Here is a 23,092-nt window from a genome sequence, read left to right on the forward strand (position 1 = left end):
TCCTGCGACGCCATTCTAGCGTTAACGAATAATTAGCGCCTTCGGGCTGGCCGTCGTTCCCTTCGCATCGCCGCGACCAGACCCCGCCCAGCCTTGCTGGTCCTGCCTGGACCCCCGTTCGGAGTTGTCATGAATTACCCGTTGTCCACGCTCGCAACCGCCGTCGTTGCGGCGCTGCTCGCCTCCCCCGCCTTCGCCCAGACCGCCACCCCGGCCAGCGCGCCCGCCAATACGCTCGATACCGTCATCGTCACCGGCACCCGCGTCTCCGACCGTACCGTGGCCGAGTCGCAGTCGCCGATCGACATCATCAGCGCCGAGTCGCTGCAGGCCACCGGCACCTCGGAGCTGGCCACCGCGCTGGCCCGCGCGCTGCCGTCGCTGAACTTCCCGCGCCCGGCCCTGAGCGACGGCACCAGCGCGATCCGTCCCGCGCAGCTGCGCGGCCTGTCGCCGGACCAGGTGCTGGTGCTGGTCAACGGCAAGCGCCGCCACACCTCCTCGCTGCTCAACCTCAACGGCACCATCGGCCGTGGCGCCGCGGCAGTGGACCTGAACACCATTCCGGTGGCGGCGATCGCGCGCGTGGAAGTGCTGCGCGACGGCGCCTCGGCGCAGTACGGCTCCGATGCCATCGCCGGCGTGGTCAACATCGTGCTCAAGGGCGCGGAGAAGGGCGGCAGCCTGCAGGCCGGCTTCGGCCAGTATTCGGCCGGCGACGGCAGCAACTACGAGCTGTCCGGCGACACCGGCGTGGCCTACGGCAACGAGCGCGGCTGGCTGCACGTGGCCGCCCAGCTCAACCAGCAGGACCCCACCGACCGCGCGCGCGGCTATGCCGGCGCACCCAGCGCCTCGCAGCCGGCCGTGGGCCAGAAGGCGTTCAAGATCGGCGACCCGGACGTCAACGCGCAGGCGGTGTCGGCCAATACCGAGTTCGCCTTCAGCGACAGCATCACCGGCTACGCCTTCGCCACCGCCAGTAACCGCGACATCACCTCGTTCGCGTTCTTCCGCGCGCCGGGCAGCAGCCAGAACATCCTGTCGGTGTATCCGCAGGGCTTCCTGCCGGAAATCCAGACCTACGCCAAGGACCGCTCGCTGGTGGCCGGCGTGCGCGGTTCCACCGCCAGTGGCTGGGACTGGGATGCCAGCTACAACTACGGCTACAACAAGATCGATTTCCACACCCGCAACACCCTCAACGTCAGCCTGGGGCCGAGCTCGCCGACCTCCTTCTACGATGGCGCGCTGGAGACCACGCAGAACATCGTCAACCTGGACGTCAAGCGCGGCTTCGACTGGGGCCTGGCGTACCCGGTGACGGTGGCCTTCGGTGCCGAATACCGCAACGAGAAGTGGAACCAGTCGCCAGGCGAAGTGGGCTCGTATTTCCAGGCCGGCACGCTGGCCGGTGGCGCGCAGGGCTTTGGCGGATTCGCGCCCAGCGTGTCCGGACGGTACTCGCGTGACAGCTACGCGCTGTATGCGGACCTGGAAGCCGATTTCACCGACAAGTTCTCCGCCGGCCTGGCCGGGCGCTACGAAGACTTCAACGACTTCGGCAGCCAGGCATCGGGCAAGTTGTCCGGGCGCTATGCGTTCACCGACAAGATCGCGCTGCGCGGCACGGTGGCGTCGGGCTTCCGCGCGCCATCGCTGGCGCAGCAGTATTTCCAGTCCACCAGCACCACCTTCCTGGCCGGCAATCCGAACCCGTTCGAGATCCGCACCTTCCCGGCCGACAGCAACGTGGCGCGCGCGCTGGGCGCAGAGCCGCTGGATGCCGAGACCTCGCTGTCCTACAGCCTGGGCCTGGTGCTGCAGCCGACCGATGCGCTCTACCTCACCGTGGATGCGTACCAGATCGATGTGGACGACCGCATCGTGCTGTCGTCCAACCTCACCGGCACCGGCGTGCGTAACCTGCTCGAAGCGCAGGGCATCTTCGGCATCAACGGCGGGCGCTACTTCACCAATGCGGTGGACACGCGTACGCGCGGCGTGGACGTGGTCGGCAGCTACCGCTGGCAGCTCGCCGCCAGCAGCGTGGACCTGACCGCCGGCTACAACTATTCGGAAACCGAAGTGCGCAGCGTCGCCGCCAACCCGGCTGCGTTGTCGGCCAACGGGCTGAGCCTGGAGCGCATCGACCGCACCGAACGCGGTCGCATCGAGGAAGGCTTCCCGCGCGACAAGTTCCTGGTCAACGGTAGCTGGAACCTGGAGCACTGGACGCTGGCATTGGGTGCCACGCGCTATGGCAAGTACAGCACGCGTCCGGCCGCGGCGACCAACGACCAGACCTTCGGCGCCAAGTGGGTGGTGGATGCCTCGGCCAGCTACAAGATCGATCGCTGGACGCTGACCCTGGGTGCGGACAACCTGCTGGACGAGTACCCGGACGAGAACAACTTCGCCAACTCCACCAGCGGGCAGTTCCCGTACAGCAATCTGTCACCGTTCGGCTTCAACGGTGCCTACGTGTACGGCCGCATCAACTATCGCTGGTAATCAAGACAGCGATCCACACTGCTGCGGTGTTGCCACGCGTTGGTTACTGACGCGCGCGGCACGGTCGCATCCTGACGCCTGACCACACGCCCCGGCCTGCCCGGGGCGTGTGCGTTTTATCCGTTGTCCGTGAGGCGTTTTGATGCAGCCATCCAGGCGCGGGCATCGATGCGCCGTGAAGAGCTGCCCGCGGCCGCGGTGGTATCAACACCGCTTCCACCCTGCCGGAGCACCCACCATGGACGCAGCGCAGCTCTCACGTGGCCGCCTGATCGATCACCTGCATCTGGTCGTCCACGACCTGGCGGCGAGCCGACGTTTCTACCAGGCGGTGCTCGATGTGCTGGGCATTCCGATCGGTGGCGAAGGCGAGGGATTCTTCTGGGCCGACGAGCTGTTCGTGTCCGATCGCGACACGATGGCGCAAGGCCAACTCACCGGCCGCCACCATCTGGCCTTCCAGGCGCACGACGTGGCCATGGTGCATGCATTCCATCAGACCGCCCTCGCCCACGGCGGTCGCGACAACGGCGCGCCGGGCGTGCGCCCGTATCACCCCAGCTACTACGCTGCGTTCGTGCTCGACCCGGATGGCAACAACATCGAAGCGGTGTTCCATGGTCCTGCGCAACGCAGTGCCGATGCGGTGCAGATCACGTTCTGATGCAGAAGTTTCATATCTGGTATCGATGTCCATGATGGTGCAGGCAAGCGGCTGATACCGCAGGTCTGGTGCAAACCACGCATCACTTTGGTGCACGATGACAACGATGGCAGTAGCACGTCATACATGACAGTTACTTGCGCAACGTAACCAAAATTTGACATGCGGTTACACGTGGTTAATGGTTGGGAACGCACCGCAGCTGCCGCAACGGACGCGGCCCGGGAGGGGGCCCCCTGCGATGCATCCGTTCCCCACTCGGAGTTGTCACCGCATGAATTGCAAGACCAGTCCACTCGCAGTTGCCGTTGTTCTTGCACTGTCGTTTTCCGCTTCAAACGCGTCCGCGCAGTCACAGGCTCCCACCCAGAAAACGCTCGATACCTTGATCGTGACCGGCACGCGCGTGGCCGATCGCACCGTGGCCGAATCGGCATCGCCGATCGACATCATCTCGCCACAGGCACTGGAATCGACCGGTACCACCGAGCTGGCTACCGCGCTGTCACGCGCGATCCCCTCGTTGAATTTCCCGCGCCCGGCCATCTCCGACGGCTCGGACGCAGTGCGCCCGGCGCAGCTGCGCGGCCTGTCGCCCGACCAGGTGCTGGTGCTGGTCAACGGCAAGCGCTATCACAGCACCGCGTTGATCAATCTCAACGACACCCAGGGCCGTGGTTCGTCGCCGGCCGATCTCAACACCATTCCGATCGCCGCAGTGGAGCGCATCGAAGTGCTGCGTGACGGTGCATCGGCGCAATACGGTTCGGATGCGATTGCCGGCGTGATCAACATCGTGCTCAAGGGCAGCGGCGAAGGCGGCAGCGTCAATGGCCGCTACGGCAAGTACAGCGCCGGCGACGGCGAGCAGTATCAGCTGTCCGGCGATGCCGGTTTCAGCTTTGCCGGCACCGGCAAGGTGCATCTGGCCGCACAGGCCGGGCATTCGGACCAGACCAACCGCGCACTGCCATTCCAGGGCCGCGTGGAGCAGCGTTACGGCGATCCGGACATCGACCAGGGCGCGATCTCCTTCAACGGCGAATACAGCCCCACCGATTACCTGACCTTCTACTCGTTCGGCATGGTCAGCCGCCGCGAAGTGCTGTCCAACGGCTATTTCCGCTTTGCCGGCGACAACCGCAACCGCCCGGAAATCTATCCGGACGGCTTCCTGCCGCAGATCTACAACGTCAGCAAGGACGTGTCGTGGGTGGGCGGCTTGAAGACCTCCACCGAAGGCGGCTTGAACATCGACCTGAGCTACAACTACGGCCAGAACAATCTCACCTTCGATGTGCGCAACAGCTTGAACAACAGCCTGGGCCTGGCCAGCCCGACCGACTTCCATGCCGGTACGCTGGAAGTGACCCAGAACGTGCTCAATGCCGACTTCACCAAGACGCTCGACTGGGGCCTGGCGTATCCGGTCACACTGGCCTTCGGTGCGGAATGGCGCGGCGAGAAGTTCAACCAGTCGCCCGGCGATGCGGCATCCTCGGCCAATGGCGGCATTCCCTCTGCGGCAGGCACACTGATCCCGGGCGCACAGGTGTTTCCCGGCTTCAAACTCTCCGACGCCGGCTACTACAACCGCAACAGCCATTCGGCATACGTCGACCTGGAAGCGGATTTGACCGAAAAGCTGTCGGCCGGCCTGGCCGGGCGCTACGAGAAGTACAGCGATTTCGGCGATACCGCCACCGGCAAGCTGTCGTTGCGCTATGCGTTCACCGACAAGGTGGCCGTCCGCGCCACCGCCTCCACCGGGTTCCGTGCGCCGTCGTTGCAGCAGCAGAACTTCCAGTCGATCGCCACGCAGTTCCTCAACGTGGCACAGCCCAACGGCACGGTCACTGCGATCCCGTTCGAGATCGGCACCTTCCGTACCGACAACCCGGCCGCGATCGCACTCGGTGCCGAGCCGTTGAAGGCCGAGGAATCCAAGAACTACGGTCTTGGCGTGGTGCTGCAGCCGATCGAAAACCTGTACATCACGGTCGATGCGTACCGCATCGATATCGATGACCGCATCGTGCTGTCGGAAAACCTCACCTCCAATGCAGCGCGCAATTACCTGCAGGCCAATGGCTTCCCGGGCATCGGTGGCGGGCGCTACTTCACCAACGCGGTGGACACCAAGACCCAGGGCGTGGATGCGGTCGGCACCTATCGCTGGAACCTGGACGGCGGCAGCGCGGAGCTGACCTCCGGCTACAACTACAACAAGACCGAAGTGGAACGGGTCGCCGACAACCCGGCAGCGCTGGAAGCGATCGATCCGGGTGCGGTGCGCATCGGCCGCGCCGAACTCGGTCGCATCACCGAAGGCACGCCGCGCGACAAGTTCTTCCTGGGCGGCACCTGGTCGCCGGGCAACTGGTCGTTCACCGGCACCGCCACGCGCTGGGGCGAGTTCAGCACCTTCGGCACCAACGCCGGCAGCGACCAGACCTATGCGGCCAAATGGACGCTGGACCTGGCCGCGTCCTACAAGTTGAACGACTGGAACTTCACCATCGGCGGCGACAACGTGCTCAACGAGTATCCCGACCGCCAGGAAGCCGGCCTGGGCACGCGCACCTACCTGCCCTACAGCAGCGCCTCGCCGTTCGGTTTCAACGGTGCGCTGGTGTACGCCAACGTGAGCTACAAGTGGTAAATCGCCGCGTGCCGGTCGGCAGCGACCGGCATGTCGATCGCCTCGTCCCGCCTCGCTGAGACGAGGCAGCACGCCCGCAGCATCGCTCGCCCTTTCCGATTGTCGCGAAAGGGCGAGTTCCCCCCTCTTTCGCAAGGATGCGCCACGCAGCAGACGCTGCGTCGCAGTCTGCTGTCTTGCTGTGCACGTCGCCTTGCCAGCGCACACGCGCTGCGCGCAGGCAACACGGATCACGCAGTCCGCCGTCGTCTTCCCCCGGCAATGCGCGCAGCGCATCGCTGCGTCCACCATCCCCTTTGAGTCTCCATTCCCATGCACACCTCCAACGCACTCTCGCTTGCGATCTCGGTCGCACTCACCGTCTGTACGTTCGCTGCCAGTGCGCAATCGCAGCCTGCGCAGCCGCAGAAGACCCTGGACACCCTGATCGTCACCGGTACCCGCGTCAGCGACCGCACGGTGGCCGAATCCGAATCGCCGATCGACATCATCACCGAGCAGTCGCTGCAGGCCACCGGCGCCACCGACATCGCCACCGCGCTGGGCAAGCTGCTGCCGTCGCTGAACTTCCCGCGCCCGGCGATCTCCGACGGCAACGATGCCGCGCGCCCGGCCACGCTGCGCGGCCTGTCGCCGGATGCGGTGCTGGTGCTGGTGGACGGCAAGCGCTATCACACCTCCTCGCTGATCAACTACAACCCGTACGTCGGCCGCGGCTCGGCGCCGGCCGACCTGAACTCGCTGCCGATGTCGGCGATCGCGCGCATCGAAGTGCTGCGTGACGGCGCCTCGGCCCAGTACGGCTCCGATGCGATCGCCGGCGTGGTCAATATCGTGCTCAAGCATGGCGCCGATGCCGGCAGCAACAGCGTGTCGGTCAATGGCGGCATCATGGACAAGGGCGATGGCGAGCAGAACGGCATCGACGGCTCGGTCGGCCTGCCGTTCGGCGGCAGCGGCGGCGACACCGCGCCGGGCTGGGTGCGGCTGTCGTGGAACTACCAGAACACCATGAGCACCAATCGCGGCGAGAACACCAACCGCGCCACCACCGTGCCGGGCACGCCCAATCCAGGCGGTGTGCCCTACCAGCGCCACGGCGACCCGGCCTCCACGTTCTACCAGGGTCTGGCTGCATTCGGCTACGCGTTCTCGCCCAACCTGGAACTGTACGGCCATCTCAGCATGAGCCGTCGCGAGGTCACCTCCAACGGCTATTACCGCGCCGCCGACAACACCGCGCGCAATGTGCAGGCGATCTACCCGAACGGCTTCCTGCCGCAGATCTACAACCCCACCAACGACCGCTCGGCCGTGCTGGGTTTGAAAGGCAGCACCGAGAGCGAATGGAACTGGGACGTGTCGGCCACTTACGGCAAGAACGACATGACCTTCAACATCCTCAACAGCATCAACACCAATCTGTACTACACCACCGGCAGCTCGCCGACTAATTTCAATTCCGGCGGCTTCGAAACCGAACAGGGCACGATCAACCTGGACGTCAACAAGTCCTTCGACTGGGGCCTGGCGTATCCGGTCAACGTGGCCTTCGGCGCCGAGCATCGCCAGGACCGCTACCAGATCACCGCCGGCTCGCCGGAGTCGTACTTCTTCGATCCCAATACCATCAATCCCGACGACGGCGCGCCGTATCCGGGCGGCGCGCAGGTGTTCTCCGGCCTGGAGCCGACGGTGGCCGGCAAGTTCGGACGCCACAGCAATGCGGTCTACGCCAACCTGGAAGCGGACATCACCGACAAGCTGTCCGGCGGCATCGCCGGGCGTTATGAAAACTACAGCGATGCCGGCTCCACGCGCTCGGGCAAGCTGTCGGCGCGCTACGCCTTCAGCGACACCTTCTCGCTGCGCGGCACCATCTCCAACGGCTTCCGCGCACCGTCGCTGGCCCAGCAGAACTACGCCTCGGTGGTGACGCTGATCCAGAACGGCGAGCTGGTGCAGGTCGGTACCTACCGCACCTCCGACCCGGTCGCGGTGGCGCTGGGCGCCGGCCCGCTGAGCCCGGAGAAATCCACCAACTACGGCCTGGGCGCTGTGTGGCAGCCGACCGCCAGCTTCACTTCCAGCCTGGACGTCTACCAGATCCGCATCTGGGACCAGATCCTGTATTCGGACCAGCTGCAGCTGGCACAGCCGATCGGTCAGGTGGCCGCGGTGCAGTTCTTCGTCAACGGCGCCACCAGCCGCACCCGTGGCGTGGACTGGATCAACAGCTATCTCGCCGACCTGGGCAGCTACGGCAAGCTCAATCTCAGTGCCAGCGCCAACTACAACAAGACCACGATCCTGGAACTGTCCAACCCCAACTTCGGGCGCGCCAGCCAGGGCCTGCTCACCGACGCCACCCCGCGCACCAAGTACATGGCGGCGGCGGACTGGACGCTGGGCGGCTTTGCGCTGAACTTCAACGCCACCCGCTACGGATCGATCAAGCGCATCAGCGACCCGGCCGATGGCAGCCAGGACCAGACCTACGACGCGCGCTGGCTGTTGAACCTGGCCGCCAGCCAGACCTGGAACGCGTTCACCTTCACCGTGGGCGCGGACAACCTCACCAACCAGTATCCGACCAAGGCGCAGCTGACCACCGCCTACGACGACCGCGCCGGCGGCCTGCAGTATTCGTCACTGTCGCCGTTCGGCTTCAACGGCCGCTACTGGTATGGGCGGGTCACCTACCGGTTCTGACCGGCGGGTTCGAGCGGACCTGCCGATCCGTGCATGCGTCAACGCAAACACCGCCGAGTGATCGGCGGTGTTTGTCGTTGGGGGCTTCGATTCGCCAGCAGCGGCCGTGCGTCATCTGCCACGGTGATTGCCAGCGCCATGACTGCCGCAACACTGCGTGCCGGTCCGGCGCTGCGTCGCCTGGCCGCAGCTCACCAGGAGGCGAGCAGCGCGTCCACACCACGCAGGTTGGCGCGATCGTTCCAGCTCAGCGTGTCCAGCTGCTCCAGCCGAAGCGCCGGCAGACGCGCGAGCAGGCAGGCCAGCGCGGCTTCCATTTCGATCAGCGCCAGCCGATTGCCCAGGCAGTGGTGGATGCCGCCACCGAACGACAGCGCGCGACCCTGCTGGCGGCGGATATCCAGCAGCTGCGGGTCGGTGAACTGCAGCGTGTCGTGATTGGCCGCGCCCAGCATCAGATACAGCATGGCGCCCTGGGGAACCGCCACGCCCTCGATCTCGACATCCTGCAACGCCGTGCGCGTGGCGATCTGCACCGAGCTGTCGTAGCGCATGCATTCGAGCACTGCATTGGGCAGCAGGCTCGGGGTTTCCCGCAGCAGGCGCAATTGCTGCGGATGCCGATGCAGCGCGACCAGCGCATTGCAGATCATGTTGGAAGTGGTTTCGTGGCCGGCAAAGAACAGCAGGATCACGTTGGAGACGATCTCCTCGTCGCTCAGGCGGCGGCCGTTGTCCTCGGCCTGGATGAAACGCGCGATCAGATCGTCGCCGCCAGCGCTGCGCCGTTGCGCGATCACGCCGTGGAAATATGTTGCCAGCTGGTCGTACGCAACGCTGGTGGCCTGCAGTTCTTCCGCCGTCATCATCGGATCGAAGACTTTTGCCAGCGCGCTGGTCGCGTGGCTCAACGCGGTGACATCGGCGGCATCGATATCCAGCATCCGGCAGATGATGGCGATCGGCAGCGGGAACGCGAACTCGGTCAGCAGATCGCAGTGGCCGTTTGCCTGAAAGGCATCGATCAACCCGGCGGCGGTATCGCTGGCCACTTCACGCATGGACTCCATCTGCCGCGCACCAAAGGCCTGTGTCATCAGTCCGCGCAGCTGGGTGTGCAGCGGCGGGTTGAGCAGCAGGAACATGCGGCTCATACCCTGGAACAGCGGCAGGTGCACCGCCGCCTCGCCGTAACGTAGACGAATGCTTTGCAGATAGTCGCGGCCGACCCGGCGATCGCTGAGCAGGCGATCGACCACGGCGTAACGGCCGGACATCAGCCGCCCGTCTGCCACCTGCACCAACGCGCCTTCCTCGCGCAGGCGCGCGTAGGTCGGATAGGGATCGTGCCGGAATTGGGGTGTTGCCAAATCGCTGAGATGCATGGCCTGGCTCGTGTGGCGTCACCCGCAACAGGGGCGATGCATGCGTGGGCCTGCCGAAGGACGCAGGCGCTCTACTGGTAGCCCGGATTGTCGGCCGGCGCCGCGCTGCGACCTTGCGCAGGGGCGAAGCGGTGTCGTCAATGTTGAATCGGCGGGCCGGACTTGCGCCCTGCGTCGCAACTCGCACGCGCAGGCGCGGGCCACAGCGGTTTACGCGCGGCGTCTGACCCATGTATCGGCCTGCGTGCATGCGCTGCGTGTCGCATCGCGTTAATCAAGCGCTGTGTACTATGGGCGTCCGGCCAACCGGACCAGCAACGCGGTCCCGGTTCCCCCGCGCCGGACTCCAGCCATGACCACGCAATGCCCGCAGGCGACGCCCGGCGCAGTGCCGTTGGCTGGTCGCGCCCGCGACGCTCTCTCGGACACTCTCACAACGGATTGGAATGCATCACGACACCAGCCTCATCGACATCATCGCCGTCGGCCTCGCGGTCGCTTTCGTGCTGGGCACGCTCGCACAGAAAGTGAAACTCTCGCCGCTGGTCGGCTATCTGCTGGCCGGCGTCTGCGTCGGGCCGTTTACGCCGGGCTTCGTGGCCGACCAGACAATGGCCAACCAGCTGTCCGAGCTGGGCGTGATGCTGCTGATGTTCGGCGTGGGCCTGCACTTCTCGCTCGACGATCTGATGGAAGTGAAATGGATCGCCATTCCGGGCGCGTTGGCGCAGATCGTGGTCGCCACGCTGCTTGGCTGGGCGCTGGCCTGGAGCATGGGCTGGCCGTTGATGCATGGGCTGGTGTTCGGCCTGGCGCTGTCGGTGGCCAGTACCGTGGTGCTGCTGCGCGCACTGGAAGAACGCCGCCTGCTGGAAACCCAGCGCGGCCGCATCGCGGTGGGCTGGCTGATCGTCGAAGACCTGGTGATGGTGATCGCGCTGGTGATGTTGCCGGCGCTGGCCGAGGTGCTGGGCACCGCCGCGCCAGCGGCGGCGCATGCCGGCGAGTCCACCTCGCTGCTGGCCGCGCTGGGCCTGACGCTGTTCAAGATGGTGGCGTTCGTGGCGGTGATGCTGGTGGTCGGGCGGCGGGTGATTCCGTGGTCGCTGGAAAAGGTCGCCGCCACCGGCTCGCGTGAGCTGTTCACCCTGGCCGTGCTCGGCATCGCGCTGGGCGTGGCGTTCCTGTCGGCCACGCTGTTCGGGGTGTCGTTCGCGCTGGGCGCGTTCTTCGCCGGCATGTTGCTGAAGGAATCCGAGCTCAGCCACAAGGCCGCCAGCGATTCGCTGCCGTTGCGCGATGCGTTCGCGGTGCTGTTCTTCGTCTCGGTGGGCATGCTGTTCGACCCGATGATCCTGGTCGAGCACCCGTGGCAGGTGCTGGCCACGTTCCTGACCGTGACCCTGGGCAAGTCGCTGGCCGCATTCGTGATCGTGCGTGCATTCGGCCACCCCACCGGCACCGCGCTGACCATTTCCACCAGCCTGGCGCAGATCGGCGAGTTCTCCTTCATCCTGGCCGGGCTGGGCGTGCAGCTGGCGATCCTGCCGGAAACCGGGCGCGACCTGATCCTGGCCGGCGCGCTGCTGTCGATCATCGCCAACCCGTTCCTGTTCTCGTGGCTGGACCGCTGGCAGGCCAGGCAGGCGCAGGACGCTCCGGCTGCGGTGGAGCCCGAACTGCCGCCCGGCCCGCCGCTGCCGCTGGATGGCCATGCCATCGTGATCGGCTACGGCCGCGTCGGCAGCGCGCTGGCGCAGTTGCTGCGTAGCCGCGGCGTGCCGGTGCTGGTGATCGACGACAACAGCGATCATGTGGCCAAGGCGCATGCGGCCGGCATTCCCGGTATCCGCGGCAGTGCGGCGGCCGACCGCGTGCTGGCCGAAGCCCGCCCGGAGCACGCCAAGATCGCGATCCTGGCGATCCCGCAGCCGCTGGAAGCCGGCGAGGCGCTGGCCAAGCTGCGCGCGATCAACCCGTCGCTGACGCTGCTGGCGCGCGCGCACAGCGACACCGAGGTCAAGCACCTGCTCGAACACGGCGCCGACGGCGCGGTGCTGGCCGAACGCGAGCTGGCCTATTCGCTGGCCGAGATGGTGATGTCCACCCCGCCGTATCGGGCATTGCGCGTACCGGCGTCGTAACCGCAAGGCGGGGACCCAGCGCTGCAAGAACGAAAAACCCGCCGGCAGCGCCTGCGGGTTTTTTGTTGCCCGCCGGTGCTTCAGTGCAGAACGGCTCGCAACCGCGCATTGATCGAACTGCGACCAGGGCACCGAAAACTGCCCACCAAATCCACTTGATAATCATTCCCATCCGGAGCAGGATGAGCGCCCGTTTCCTTGGCGGCCTCATCCATGACGTTTGCGGTTGGCGTTCTCAACGCAGTGCCAAGCGTGCAGTTGTGCGAGCTGCTGGGCCGCATCGGCTACGGCTTTGTGGTGCTCGACCTGGAACATGTGCTGCGCGCGCCGGACGAACTGGAACACGCCATCCGCGCCTGCGAGCTGTCCGGCTGCGAGGCTTGGGTGCGCGTGCCGGAGGTGGACGAAAAACTGATCGGCAGCGTGCTGGATGCCGGCGCGCGCGGGATCGTGATTCCACGCGCCGAATCGGCCGCGCAACTGGCCGATGCCATCGCCGCGGCACGGTTCCCGCCACTGGGGCGGCGCGGCATCACCGGCGGGCGCGTCACCGGTTTCGGCAATGTCGACCTGCCCACCTACATTGCGCAGGCCAATCGCGATATCCGCATCGTGCCGATGATCGAAAGTGCGGCCGGCATTGCGGCAGTGCCCGAGCTGCTGGCGCTGCCCGGCGTGGCACTGGTGATGGAAGGCGCGCTGGATCTTGCGCTGGATCTGGGCCTGGGCCCGCAACCGACCCATCCACAGGTGTGGGAGCTGCTGCTGCAATTGCATGCGCATTGCGTTGCGGCCAACGTGCCGTTCTGCCCCAATCCGCGCACCGACGCGCAACGCGCGCACTGGCTGCAACAGCCGGACCTGCGCTGGCTGCTGGCGGGCGAAGACCGCGCGCTGATTCAACGCGCACTGCGCGGCCACCTGGCCAGCTTCTCCGCACCCACTCCACCACCCGCCTGCAGGAGCACGCCGTAGATGTCGACGTTCCGTTTCCACGCCCTGACCATCGCCATCGCTGCGGCCACCTGGGCCCTGCCGCCGTTTGCGTTCGCCACCGAGTCGCCGGATGCGGCGGCCACCGATGCGCAAACGCCGATCCGTGCGCTGGACACGATCCAGGTGCAAGGCAGCCTGCTCGGGCGTTCCAGGCCCGACGACGTGCAGCGCTATGCCGGCAGCCGCCAGGTGATCGACCGCGAGCAACTGCGCAATGGCGGCAACCGCTCGCTGGACGATGCATTGCAGCGCGTGCCGGGCATCAAGATCTTCGACGAGACCGGCACCGGCGCGTTGCCGCAGCTGATGCTGCGCGGCCTGTACGAGAGCCGCAGCGGCCGCGTGCAGGTGCTGGAAGACGGCATTCCGCTGGCATTGGCGCCGTACGGGCAGACCAGCCTGTCGTTGTTTCCGGTGGGGCTGAACCAGATCGACCGCATCGATATCGTGCGCGGTGGCGCAGCCGTGCAGTACGGGCCGAACAATGTCGGCGGGGTAATCAATCTGGTCAGCAAGGAGATCCCCAGCGAGTGGAGTACCACGCTTGCGCACAAGGTCACCGCCGGCGGCCAGGGCCAGTTCCTGCAGGACAGCGCGCTCAGCAGCGGCGGCTACCTCACCGACAACCTCGGCCTGCAGGTCGATGCCAATCGCACTTACGGCGAGTACTGGCGCGCGCACAGCGATACCGACATCAGCAATCTGCGCGTGCGTGCGGAGTGGTGGCTGGACGACACCAAGTTGCTCAAGGCCAGCGTGCAACGCTATCTGGTCGACATGGATCTGGCCGGCGCGCTCAGCCCGGACGATTACCGGCGCGACCCGCGCCAGTCCACCCGCCCGCTGGACAGCTTCAATGGGCGTACCACGCGTGCGTCGTTGAGCTACGAGCAGTTGTTCGGAGACTGGGGCCCGCTGAAAGATGTTCGGTTGTCCTGGACCAACTTCAGCGCGCGCAGCAGCCGCAACTTCATCGTCGGCATGCGCCAGGCCGCCACCGAAACCTGGCGTTCGGACCTACCACCGCAACTGCGCCAGACCGCACCGCGCGACTTCCGCGTGGTCGGCAGCGAGCCGCGGCTGAGCTGGAGCATGGGCGATGCCGGTGGCGTGCGTCAGCAGTGGACCGCCGGCGTGCGCGCGGTGCACGAGGACATCGACTTTTTGGTCGGCAATCTGCGCCTGCGCGATGGCCTGTTCACCAGCGTGCGTGACTGGCAGTTCGAAGACCGCGCCCTGGCCGCCTACGTCAGCAATGCGATCACCCTGCCCGACGAACGCCTGACCATCACCCCGGGCCTGCGCTACGAGCGGCTGGATTCGCGCTATTTCAATCGCGCCACCGGCTTGCGCACGCGCAACCAGACCCGCGATGTATTGCCGGGGTTGACAGTGGGTTTCCAGGCCAACGCAGAATGGTTCTTCTATGCGGACGGGCAGCGCTCGCTGCGTGCGCCGCAGGTCACCCAGATCATCTTCGGCAACAACCTGGATGCCGAACTTGCATGGAACTACGAAGCCGGCACGCGCTACCAGCCCAACGACCGCACCCGCATCCAGCTCGGTGCCTATCTGATCGATTTCGATCAGCAGATCCAGCTGGACAACACCACGCGCGTGTTCCGCAACCTCGGCAAGACCCGCCATCAAGGCGGCGAGCTGGAACTGCAATGGAGCCCGGAAAACCTGCGCGCGCTCACCCTCAACGCCGGTTATGCGTATCTGGATGCCAGCCAGGAATCGGGTGCATTCCGCGGGCTGCGCGTGCCCTACACCTCGCGCAACCAGATCACCCTGGGCGGCAACTACACGCTCGGTCACACCACTGTCGCACTGTCGAGCTACTACTTCAGCAAGGCCTACAGCGATGCGGCAAACACCGTGCAGGAGAACGCGATCGCCTCGGTCGGCGAGTTGCCGTCGTACTGGGTGTGGAACACGCAGGTGAGCCATACCCTGTTCGAACGCGATGGACAAAAATTCAGCGCGTCGCTGGCGATCAACAACCTGTTCGATCGGCAGTACTGGTTCCGCGGTGTGGATACCAGCCCGTGGGGCCGCCAGGCCGCACCGTCGCGCACCGTCACCGCCGGGCTGGAGTACACGTTTTAGGCCTTCGACCCGGCACATGCCGTAGCGACCGACGTACAGGGGCGTCGGTCGGCTGACGGCAACGGCGCTCGCGCTGGCGGGCGCCGCAGACAACACGGCGTGCATGACGCACGTCTCCCTGCCGCAGCATGCGGCATGCGATCACCGTATCGCAGGCCACCCAACGCCCCTGCGGCGCCAGGCAGCCCGTTTCAGTACCGGTTTTTCCACCGTCCTGTTGAACGAGAGCTGCCATGACTGCGACATCCGCTGCACCGTTGGTGATCCTCACCCATGTCTGCCATCCGGCCATCACCGAAGGGTTTCTTCCGGCCGCGCATGCGCTCGGCCTGCCGGTGTGGCTGCTGACCGACCACCGACTCGATCACCTCAGCCATTTCCGCGAGCATCCGGCGCATGCACCGCAACGGGTGATCGAATGCGATGTGTTCAATCCGCTCGGCGTGCTGGATGTACTGCACGACGCCGATGTGTCGCCGCGCGCGGTGTTCAGCAACAGCGATCATCTGCAGACCAGCACCGCGCTGGTCGCAGCGGGTCTCGGCCTGCCCGGCAAGGACTGGCAGGTCTGCTACGCGGCCAAGAACAAGGCAGCGATGCGTCAGCGCCTGCGTGCGCGTGAGCTGCCATCGCCGTGGTTCTGCACGCTGGCGCCGGGCGCCGCATTGCCGGCCGACATTCCGTGGCCGGTGGTGGCCAAACCGCGCGAGGGCGTGGCCAGTCTGGACGTTCGCCATTGTGCAGATGCCGCGCAGTTGCAGGCCTATCTGGACGATGTGTGGCAGCGCCATCCGCAGCGCACCGTGCTGCTGGAAGGCATGCTGGAAGGGGCACTGTTTACGCTGGAAACGCTGGGCGACGGCCATACGTTGCAGGCGCTGGGCGGCTTCAAGGTGCGCCTGTCGCCGCCGCCGCACTTCGTGGAATGCGAGGCGCAGTGGGATGCCCGCGTGGACACGCCGGTGATTGCGCAGGCGCTGCAACAGCTGCGCAGCTTCGGGGTCGGCTTCGGGCTGTGCCATAGCGAATTCATCCTCACCAGCGACGGCCCGGTGCTGGTGGAGATCAACTACCGCAGCATCGGCGACCGCCGCGAGTTCCTGCTCGACGACATGTTCGGCAGGCAATGGTTCACCGCCGCGCTGGCGCCGCATCTGGGCCTGCCGCTGCCGCAGCTGCGCTGCGATCGTGCCCATGCCTTGCTGCGTTACTACGTCGCCAAGCAGGACGGCGAGCTGGTGACCGCCAGCGAAGATCGCCGCCACCATGATGCGCACAGCGATGTGCAGTACCGGCGGATGCGCGCGCCCGGTGAACGCATCCGCCTGAGCCATTCCAACAAGGATTACCTGGGTGTGCTGAGCGCGGTGGCCAGCGATGCACAGGCCCTGCAACAGGCGGTGGTGCATGCCGAAGCGGGGCTGCAGTGGCGGATCGATGGCGCGGAGCTGCGCGCATGAGCAGTGCCGCCGACCAACGCTATATCGCCACCCGCATCATCGATGCCTGCCTGCGCGAGGACCTACGCGGCATCGCCACCCGCGGCAGCGCCGCAATGCCCGAGGCAGGCGTGCTGGCGGCATGGACCGACCCCAGCCCGGTGGAGGGCTGGTGGCGCATCGCGCATCTGCCCGACGGCACGCTGTGGTTGCCGATCCATCGGCAGGGCTATCTGCAGGACATCAGTGCCTGCGGTGACAGCTGGATCGTGCAGGGCGCCGATGGCGCGCATGTCGAACGCGGTGCGCAGGCCTGGCTGCAACGCATGAGCGCGCAGCTGGACAGCGAGACGCAACAGCTGCATCGCGCCTACGCCGAAGAAGCCGAGTGCGCTGCCGCCCACCTGGGCCTGGCGCGCCAGGCCTACGACGCGCAGGCACCTGCGCTGCTCAACGCATTGCAGCATGCAGATGCGGCCGAGCGCGCGTATCGCTGCGATCAACTGGCCAGCTATCGCGATCATCCGTTCTATCCCACCGCACGTGCCAAGGCCGGGCTGGATGCCTCGGAACTGCGCGATTACGCACCGGAATTCGCCCCCACCTTCGCGCTGCGCTGGCTGGCGGTTCCGCGTGCGCAGGTCAGCTGCACCACCGCCACGCCGGCCGAGTTGTGGCCGGACTTCGCCACGCTTGGCCTGCCGCCCGCGCTGGCCGACACGCATGTCGCCTGGCCGGTGCATCCGCTGGTGTGGGCGCGGCTGGAGCAGGACGGGTTTGCACTGCCGCCAGGCACACTGCGGGCGCCGCAGGCCTGGCTGGAGGTGCGCCCCACCCTGTCGGTCCGCACGCTAGTGCCGCTGCAGCATCCGCAGCTGCATCTCAAGCTGCCGATTCCGATGCGCACGCTGGGCGCGCTCAATCTGCGCCTGATCAAGCCCTCCACGCTGTACGACGGCCACTGGCTGGAGCGCGCACTGCGGCGCATCGATGCGCTGGATCCGGCCCTGCGCGGCCGCTGCGTGTTCGTGGACGAATCGCATGGCGGGCATGTGGGACAGACCCGTCATCTGGCCTATCTGCTGCGGCGTTATCCACCGCTGGACGACGCCACGCTGGTACCGGTGGCCGCGCTGTGCGCGCGCTTGCCCGACGGCCGGCCGATGGCGATCCATCTGGCCGAGCGCTTTGCGCAGGGCGATCTGCTCGGCTGGTGGCGTGAGTACACCGAGCTGATGCTGGCGGTGCATCTGCGCCTGTGGCTGCGCTACGGCATCGCGCTGGAAGCCAATCAGCAGAACAGCGTGCTGGTCTACGCCGATGGCCGGGCGACGCGGCTGCTGATGAAGGACAACGACGCCGCGCGCATCGCGATGCCGCAGTTGCGCGCGCAGCTGCCGGATCTGGACGCGTTGGGCCCGCTGCACGATGCGCGCATCGCGGTGGACCAGCCGCAGGCCCTGGCGCAGATGTTCTGCACCATCGTGCTGCAGCTGGATCTGCAGGCGGTGCTGGAAGGCCTGGCCGAATGGCAGCCGGCGCTGCGCGCGCCGTTGTACACGCAGTTGCAGACGCAGTTCGCCTTGACGCTGGCGCAGCTGGATGTCGATGGCATCGATACCGCGCCCGCGCGTCGCCTGCTGGCCGCACCGCGGCTGCCGGTGAAGTACCTGCTCAGCGCCGGCAGCCTGCTCAGCAAGCAACTCACCGGTGCGAGCGACATCAACAAGTTCTACGGCGATAGCGCGCCCAACCCTTTCGGCGACGCCTTCGCTGGCGCGCAGCACAGGCCGCGTCGGCAGGCGGGTGCCCAGCGATGAAGCGCATCCTGGGCCCGGTGCTGGCCGCGCATTACCTGGCCGCCTTCACCGCACTGGGCATGCCGTTGTTTCTGCCGCAGGTGCTGACCGAACTGGCGCCCTCGGCGGCGGTTGGCTGGAGCGGCGTGCTGTACGTGTTGCCGACGCTGTGCACCGCGTTGACGGCCGGCACCTGGGGGCGCCTGGCCGACCGCTATGGACGCAAGCGCTCGTTGCTGCGTGCGCAGCTGGGGCTGGCGCTGGGCTTTGCGATCGCCGGCTTTGCGCCGTCGCTGAGCTGGCTGGTGATCGGCCTGATCGTGCAAGGCACCTGCGGCGGCTCGCTGGCGGCAGCCAATGCGTACCTGGCCAGCCAGCCGCAAGCCGGCCCGCTGGCACGTGCGCTCGACTGGACGCAGTATTCGGCGCGCCTGGCGATGGTCAGCGCGCCTGCGTTGCTGGGCCTGGCCGTGGCGCTTGGCCCGGCGCAGTCGCTGTATCGCGCGCTTGCGCTGCTGCCGCTGCTGGCGTTCGCGCTGACCTGGCGTCTGCCCGCCGACCGGCCTGCGCCGCGGCCGACCGTGCCCACTGCGCAGTCCGCGCCCTCCGGGCATGCGGCTGCGTCGGCGCCATCGGCGTCAGCACCGGCCAGCGCACTGTGGCCTGCGTTGCTGATCGCGCAGTTCCTGTTCTGCTTTGCGATGGTGGTGACCTTCCCCTACTTCATCCCGTATGCGCTGGCGCGCGGCGCCGGCCACGACGCGCTGGCCGGCCTGCTCTACAGCCTGCCGCACCTGGTCTATCTGGTGGTGTTGCCGTGGTGGCGGCGCGGCGATGGCGAGGCCTGGCTGGTGCCCGGCCTGGCGCTGTTCGCGCTGGCCTGCCTGTGGCAGGCGCTGCTGCACGACGCCGCCGCATTGGCAGCGGCACGGCTGCTGTTCGGGTTCGGCATGTTGTTCGGCCTGCGTGGGCTCAACCGCAGCCTGGCGCTGGTCGCCAGCGGGCATGGCGCAGGGCGCTTGTTCGGCCGCTTCGATGCCTGCGGCAAATGGGCCGGCGTGTTCGCCGGTGCCGCTGCCGGTGCGCTGGCCCAGGCCGCCGGCCCTGCCACCCCTTTCCTGGCTGCCGCGTTGGCTGCGGCGGCCGCTGCGCTCACCGTTCTGGTGCGCTTCCCTTCGAGGAGATCCGCCGATGTCGCCGCACACGATGCATGACCCCTGGTACGACAGCATGGCCGACGCGCAGGCCTGCAGTTGCTGGTTGAACTGCTACCTGCGCGAGTTCGCGATTCCGCAGCGCGCAGCGGACTTCGATTACCGCGGGCTGGATCGCCCCGGCCCGCGCGTGGCCGAGCAGCGCTGGCTGCGGATCGATCTAGGCGACACCGGCGCGCTGTGCGTGCGCATCGCCTATGCCGATCGCCTGGGCCGCTGCCGCTTTGCCTCCACGCCGTTTCTCAAGAGCGCCGGCCAACCGTGGCAGAGCCTGGACGCGCATGCCTTGGCGCGTTGCCTGCTGCAGGCGCTGGGCAGCACGCAGGCGGTCAACCCGGAACTGCTCGCGCAAAGCGCCAACAGCGTGGCGATCACTGCCGCACTGCTGCGCCAGGCACAGGGCACCGCCGCGACCGGCGAGTCGATGATCGACGCCGAACAATCGATGCTGTGGGGGCATGCCTTGCATCCCACGCCCAAGAGCCGCGAAGGCGTCGATCTGGCGCAGGTGCTGGCCTGCGCGCCGGAAGCGCGCGCCGCGTTCCAGCTGTTCTGGTTCCGCATCGACCCACGGCTGCTGCGCATGCAGGGCCGCGATGTGCGTGCCAGCCTGCGGCAGCTCTCCGGCAGCGACGCGCTGTATCCCTGTCATCCATGGGAAGCGCAGCGCCTGCTCGACGACCCGCTGCTGCGCACCCTGCAGGCGCGCGGGCTGATCGAGCCCGTCGGCATGCTCGGCGAGGCACTGCGGCCCACCTCGTCGGTGCGCACGCTGTACCACCCGGAACTGGATTATTTCCTCAAGTGCTCGGTGCATGTGCGGTTGACCAACTGCGTGCGCAAGAACGCCTGGTACGAGCTGGAAAGTGCGGTCGCGCTCACCGAGCTGCTGGCACCGAGCTGGCGTGCGCTGGCCGTGCAGGTGCCGGGCTTCGATGTGATGCTGGAGCCGGCAGCCACCTCGCTGGAGGTCGCCCAGGTCGATCCCGCCTTGCACGACGCCGATCCGCTGGCGGCGCGTGGCCTGTCGGAGAGCTTCGGCATCCTGTACCGGCAGACCCTGCCCGCCGCGCACCGCGCGCGCTGGCAGCCGCAGGTGGCCGCCGCGTTGTTCACCTGCGATGCGCAGGGCAACAGCGTGTGTGCGTCCATGCTGCAGGCATTGGGCGGCGCGCAGATGGATCGCCACACCGCCACGCTGCTGTGGTTCCGCGCCTATGCCGGCTTGCTGCTGGACGGGGTGTGGAGTGCCCTGTTCCAGCACGGCATCGCGCTGGAACCGCACCTGCAGAACACCGTGATCGGGTTTGCCGATGGCTGGCCGACGCGGGTATGGATCCGCGACCTGGAAGGCACCAAGCTGCTCGCACATCACTGGCCCGCCACGCGCTTGCAGGGCGTGGGCGAACGCGCCCGGCAATCGCTGTACTACACGCCGGAACAGGGCTGGAATCGCGTGGCGTATTGCGCGCTGGTCAACAACCTGGCCGAGGCGATCTTCCATCTGACCGAAGGCGATGCCGTGCTGGAAGGGCGCCTGTGGCAATGCGTGGGCGAGCTCGCCGCACGCTGGCAACAGCGCCATGGCACGCAAGCCGCGCTGCAGGGCCTACTCGACGGCGCGCCGCTGCCCGGCAAGAACAACCTGGGCACGCGGCTGTGGCAACGCGCCGATCGCCAATCCGATTACACCGCGCTGCCCAACCCGATTCCACGCATCGCAGCGGCACGGCGGGTGGCGGCATGAGCCTGCGCATCGATATGGACGCCGTGATGCAGGCATTGCCGGGCATCCGCGGCCAAAGCGATGGCCCGCTGTGCGCCTACGTCTACGACCTGGCCGCACTGGATGCGCACGCGGCCTGGATGCGCGCGCAACTGCCGGCCGACTGCGAGCTGTTCTACGCGGCGAAAGCCAATGCGGAGTCGCCGATCCTGCACACGCTCGCCCCGCACGTGGATGGTTTCGAGGCGGCCTCCGGCGGCGAACTGGCCTGGCTGCACACGCAACAACCCCGGGCTGCGTTGTTGTTCGGCGGCCCTGGCAAGCTCGATGGCGAACTGGCCCAGGCCGTCGCGCTGCCCGACTGCACCGTGCATGTGGAAAGCCTGGGCGAACTGGAACGCCTGGCCGCGATCGCGGCGCAGGCCGGCCGCTGCGTGCCGGTGTTCCTGCGCATGAACATCGCCGTGCCCGGTGCGCAGAGCACGCGCCTGATGATGGGCGGGCAGCCCTCGCCGTTCGGCCTGGACCCGGACGATCTGGACGCGGCGGTCCAGCGGCTGCGGGCCAGCCCTTCGCTGCGGCTGGAAGGCTTCCATTTCCATCTGATGTCGCACCAGCGCGATGCCGGCGCGCAGTTGCATCTGATCGCCGCCTACCTGCGCACCGTGCAGCAGTGGCGGCAGAGCTACGGACTCGGCCCGTTGCGGGTGAATGCAGGCGGCGGCTTCGGCGTGGATTATCTGGCGCCGGAATCGTCGTTCGACTGGGCCGGCTTCTGCGCCGGCTTGCCTGCCTTGCTACGCGAACACGGCCAGGCGCTGCGCCTGCGGCTGGAACCCGGGCGCTATGTCAGCGCCAGCTGCGGCTGGTATCTGATGGACGTGCTGGACCTCAAGCGCAGCCACGGCGCGTGGTTTGCGATCGCCCGCGGCGGCACCCATCACTTCCGCACCCCGGCCGCGCAAGGCCACGATCATCCGTTCCGCGTATTGCGTGGCAGGCATGCGCCGGTGCTGCGTGACACCCCGGTCACCCTGGTCGGGCAGCTGTGCACGCCCAAGGACGTGCTGGCGCGCAACCAACCTATCGCAGCGCTGGCGCCAGGCGACTGCCTGGCCTTCCCGCTGGCCGGCGCGTATGCGTGGAATATCTCGCACCAGCAGTTCCTGATGCATCCGCCGCCGCAGATGGTGTTCCTAACGCAGGGGCATTGACGTACCGATTGCGGACGAACAAAGCTTAGGCCTGGGTCAGCAGGCCCACATGCAGATGTGCTGTTGCCGCAATTTCCTGAGGTGACTCGAAGTAGCTGTGCAGAAATTTCGTAGAAGTTAGCCAAGCGGATTGTTGCCCAGTGACAACTCTCCTAGGGAAGGTCTGAACGACCCACCAAACCTCTCAAATTCCAGCTTCTTGCATGTCAGTGACGAGCAACATGTCGTGTTTAGTGCGATTTCTGCAACTTTCTAGCGTTTTAGCTGCCGCCAGGCAGCATTACCCCCGGGCCGGCAGCAATTGCCGGCGCACCATCCATCAGTTGGCCTATGGCTCGGCTCTTGCCTGTGCCCTCAGACCCCGAAAAAGGATGGGATCGCGGCATGATTGAGTTCGACCCGCACCATCGTATAGATCTGACCGGCCCTCGGACCGGTTCTATTTCCTCGGTGATCGCCTGACCGCTCCCGGAAGGTCGCGAGCTGCTCCCGGAAGATTTGGCGTGGCTAT

The 23,092-nt window shown here is 66.8% G+C and carries 13 protein-coding genes; 12 read left to right on the top strand and 1 reads right to left on the bottom strand.

Annotated elements, in window-relative coordinates; genetic code table 11:
* Positions 1–129: 129 nt before the first annotated feature.
* From ACCQ04_RS15295 to ACCQ04_RS15310, 4 genes are all read left to right on the top strand, one after another.
* Positions 130–2,514 (top strand): TonB-dependent receptor plug domain-containing protein, encoded by a 2,385-nt coding sequence (locus ACCQ04_RS15295; RefSeq protein WP_102256035.1) that lies wholly within the window; start codon positions 130–132, stop codon positions 2,512–2,514.
* A 238-nt stretch (positions 2,515–2,752) separates the two neighbouring features.
* Positions 2,753–3,178, top strand: a complete 426-nt coding sequence (locus tag ACCQ04_RS15300; RefSeq protein ID WP_160954771.1) for a VOC family protein — start codon at positions 2,753–2,755, stop codon at positions 3,176–3,178.
* Between the two features lie 274 nt (positions 3,179–3,452).
* Positions 3,453–5,840: a TonB-dependent receptor plug domain-containing protein gene (locus ACCQ04_RS15305; protein WP_024940250.1), complete on the top strand. Its 2,388-nt coding sequence runs from the start codon at positions 3,453–3,455 to the stop codon at positions 5,838–5,840.
* A gap of 312 nt (positions 5,841–6,152) precedes the next feature.
* Positions 6,153–8,552: a TonB-dependent receptor plug domain-containing protein gene (locus ACCQ04_RS15310; protein WP_065049427.1), complete on the top strand. Its 2,400-nt coding sequence runs from the start codon at positions 6,153–6,155 to the stop codon at positions 8,550–8,552.
* Positions 8,553–8,743: 191 nt separating this feature from the next.
* Here ACCQ04_RS15310 and ACCQ04_RS15315 read toward each other — a convergent pair whose 3' ends face one another.
* Positions 8,744–9,937: a cytochrome P450 gene (locus ACCQ04_RS15315; protein WP_226427319.1), complete on the bottom strand. Its 1,194-nt coding sequence runs from the start codon at positions 9,935–9,937 to the stop codon at positions 8,744–8,746.
* Positions 9,938–10,383: 446 nt separating this feature from the next.
* Here ACCQ04_RS15315 and ybaL point away from each other — a divergent pair, with 446 nt between their 5' ends.
* The 8 genes from ybaL (at position 10,384) to ACCQ04_RS15355 (ending at position 22,581) form a co-directional block, all read left to right on the top strand.
* Positions 10,384–12,081 (top strand): YbaL family putative K(+) efflux transporter, encoded by a 1,698-nt coding sequence (ybaL, locus tag ACCQ04_RS15320; RefSeq protein ID WP_046343878.1) that lies wholly within the window; start codon positions 10,384–10,386, stop codon positions 12,079–12,081.
* 213 nt (positions 12,082–12,294) lie between these two features.
* Complete coding sequence (locus ACCQ04_RS15325; protein ID WP_226427320.1) at positions 12,295–13,056, top strand: HpcH/HpaI aldolase family protein; 762 nt, start codon at positions 12,295–12,297, stop codon at positions 13,054–13,056.
* A complete protein-coding gene (locus ACCQ04_RS15330) occupies positions 13,057–15,189 on the top strand; it encodes a TonB-dependent receptor family protein (protein WP_226427321.1) in 2,133 nt (710 codons plus the stop codon).
* Between the two features lie 233 nt (positions 15,190–15,422).
* Positions 15,423–16,649 carry an ATP-grasp domain-containing protein gene (locus ACCQ04_RS15335; RefSeq protein WP_226427322.1) on the top strand — a complete coding sequence of 409 codons (1,227 nt, stop codon included), beginning with the start codon at positions 15,423–15,425 and terminating at the stop codon, positions 16,647–16,649.
* Positions 16,646–18,448, top strand: coding sequence for an IucA/IucC family protein (locus ACCQ04_RS15340; RefSeq protein WP_226427323.1), 1,803 nt, complete (start codon positions 16,646–16,648; stop codon positions 18,446–18,448). Before ACCQ04_RS15335 ends, ACCQ04_RS15340 begins: the two co-directional genes overlap by 4 nt.
* Positions 18,445–19,641 (top strand): MFS transporter, encoded by a 1,197-nt coding sequence (locus ACCQ04_RS15345; RefSeq protein WP_226427324.1) that lies wholly within the window; start codon positions 18,445–18,447, stop codon positions 19,639–19,641. Before ACCQ04_RS15340 ends, ACCQ04_RS15345 begins: the two co-directional genes overlap by 4 nt.
* Complete coding sequence (locus ACCQ04_RS15350) at positions 19,619–21,388, top strand: IucA/IucC family protein (RefSeq protein ID WP_226427325.1); 1,770 nt, start codon at positions 19,619–19,621, stop codon at positions 21,386–21,388. The genes ACCQ04_RS15345 and ACCQ04_RS15350 overlap by 23 nt, the downstream gene beginning before the upstream one ends.
* A complete protein-coding gene (locus ACCQ04_RS15355) occupies positions 21,385–22,581 on the top strand; it encodes a type III PLP-dependent enzyme (protein ID WP_226427326.1) in 1,197 nt (398 codons plus the stop codon). Before ACCQ04_RS15350 ends, ACCQ04_RS15355 begins: the two co-directional genes overlap by 4 nt.
* Positions 22,582–23,092: the final 511 nt, after the last annotated feature.

Origin of the sequence: Xanthomonas sp. NCPPB 2866 (assembly GCF_041475745.2) — a bacterium.
Lineage (GTDB): Bacteria > Pseudomonadota > Gammaproteobacteria > Xanthomonadales > Xanthomonadaceae > Xanthomonas > Xanthomonas arboricola.

Bases quoted from the DNA above. Each gene is read 5' to 3' on its own strand.
- ACCQ04_RS15350 (WP_226427325.1), top strand. From the start codon at position 19,619: ATGTCGCCGCACACGATGCATGACCCCTGGTACGACAGCATGGCCGAC.
- ybaL (WP_046343878.1), top strand. From the start codon at position 10,384: ATGCATCACGACACCAGCCTCATCGACATCATCGCCGTCGGCCTCGCG.
- ACCQ04_RS15345 (WP_226427324.1), top strand. From the start codon at position 18,445: ATGAAGCGCATCCTGGGCCCGGTGCTGGCCGCGCATTACCTGGCCGCC.
- ACCQ04_RS15335 (WP_226427322.1), top strand. From the start codon at position 15,423: ATGACTGCGACATCCGCTGCACCGTTGGTGATCCTCACCCATGTCTGC.
- ACCQ04_RS15315 (WP_226427319.1), bottom strand. From the start codon at position 9,937: ATGCATCTCAGCGATTTGGCAACACCCCAATTCCGGCACGATCCCTAT.
- ACCQ04_RS15305 (WP_024940250.1), top strand. From the start codon at position 3,453: ATGAATTGCAAGACCAGTCCACTCGCAGTTGCCGTTGTTCTTGCACTG.
- ACCQ04_RS15330 (WP_226427321.1), top strand. From the start codon at position 13,057: ATGTCGACGTTCCGTTTCCACGCCCTGACCATCGCCATCGCTGCGGCC.
- ACCQ04_RS15300 (WP_160954771.1), top strand. From the start codon at position 2,753: ATGGACGCAGCGCAGCTCTCACGTGGCCGCCTGATCGATCACCTGCAT.
- ACCQ04_RS15310 (WP_065049427.1), top strand. From the start codon at position 6,153: ATGCACACCTCCAACGCACTCTCGCTTGCGATCTCGGTCGCACTCACC.
- ACCQ04_RS15340 (WP_226427323.1), top strand. From the start codon at position 16,646: ATGAGCAGTGCCGCCGACCAACGCTATATCGCCACCCGCATCATCGAT.
- ACCQ04_RS15325 (WP_226427320.1), top strand. From the start codon at position 12,295: ATGACGTTTGCGGTTGGCGTTCTCAACGCAGTGCCAAGCGTGCAGTTG.
- ACCQ04_RS15355 (WP_226427326.1), top strand. From the start codon at position 21,385: ATGAGCCTGCGCATCGATATGGACGCCGTGATGCAGGCATTGCCGGGC.
- ACCQ04_RS15295 (WP_102256035.1), top strand. From the start codon at position 130: ATGAATTACCCGTTGTCCACGCTCGCAACCGCCGTCGTTGCGGCGCTG.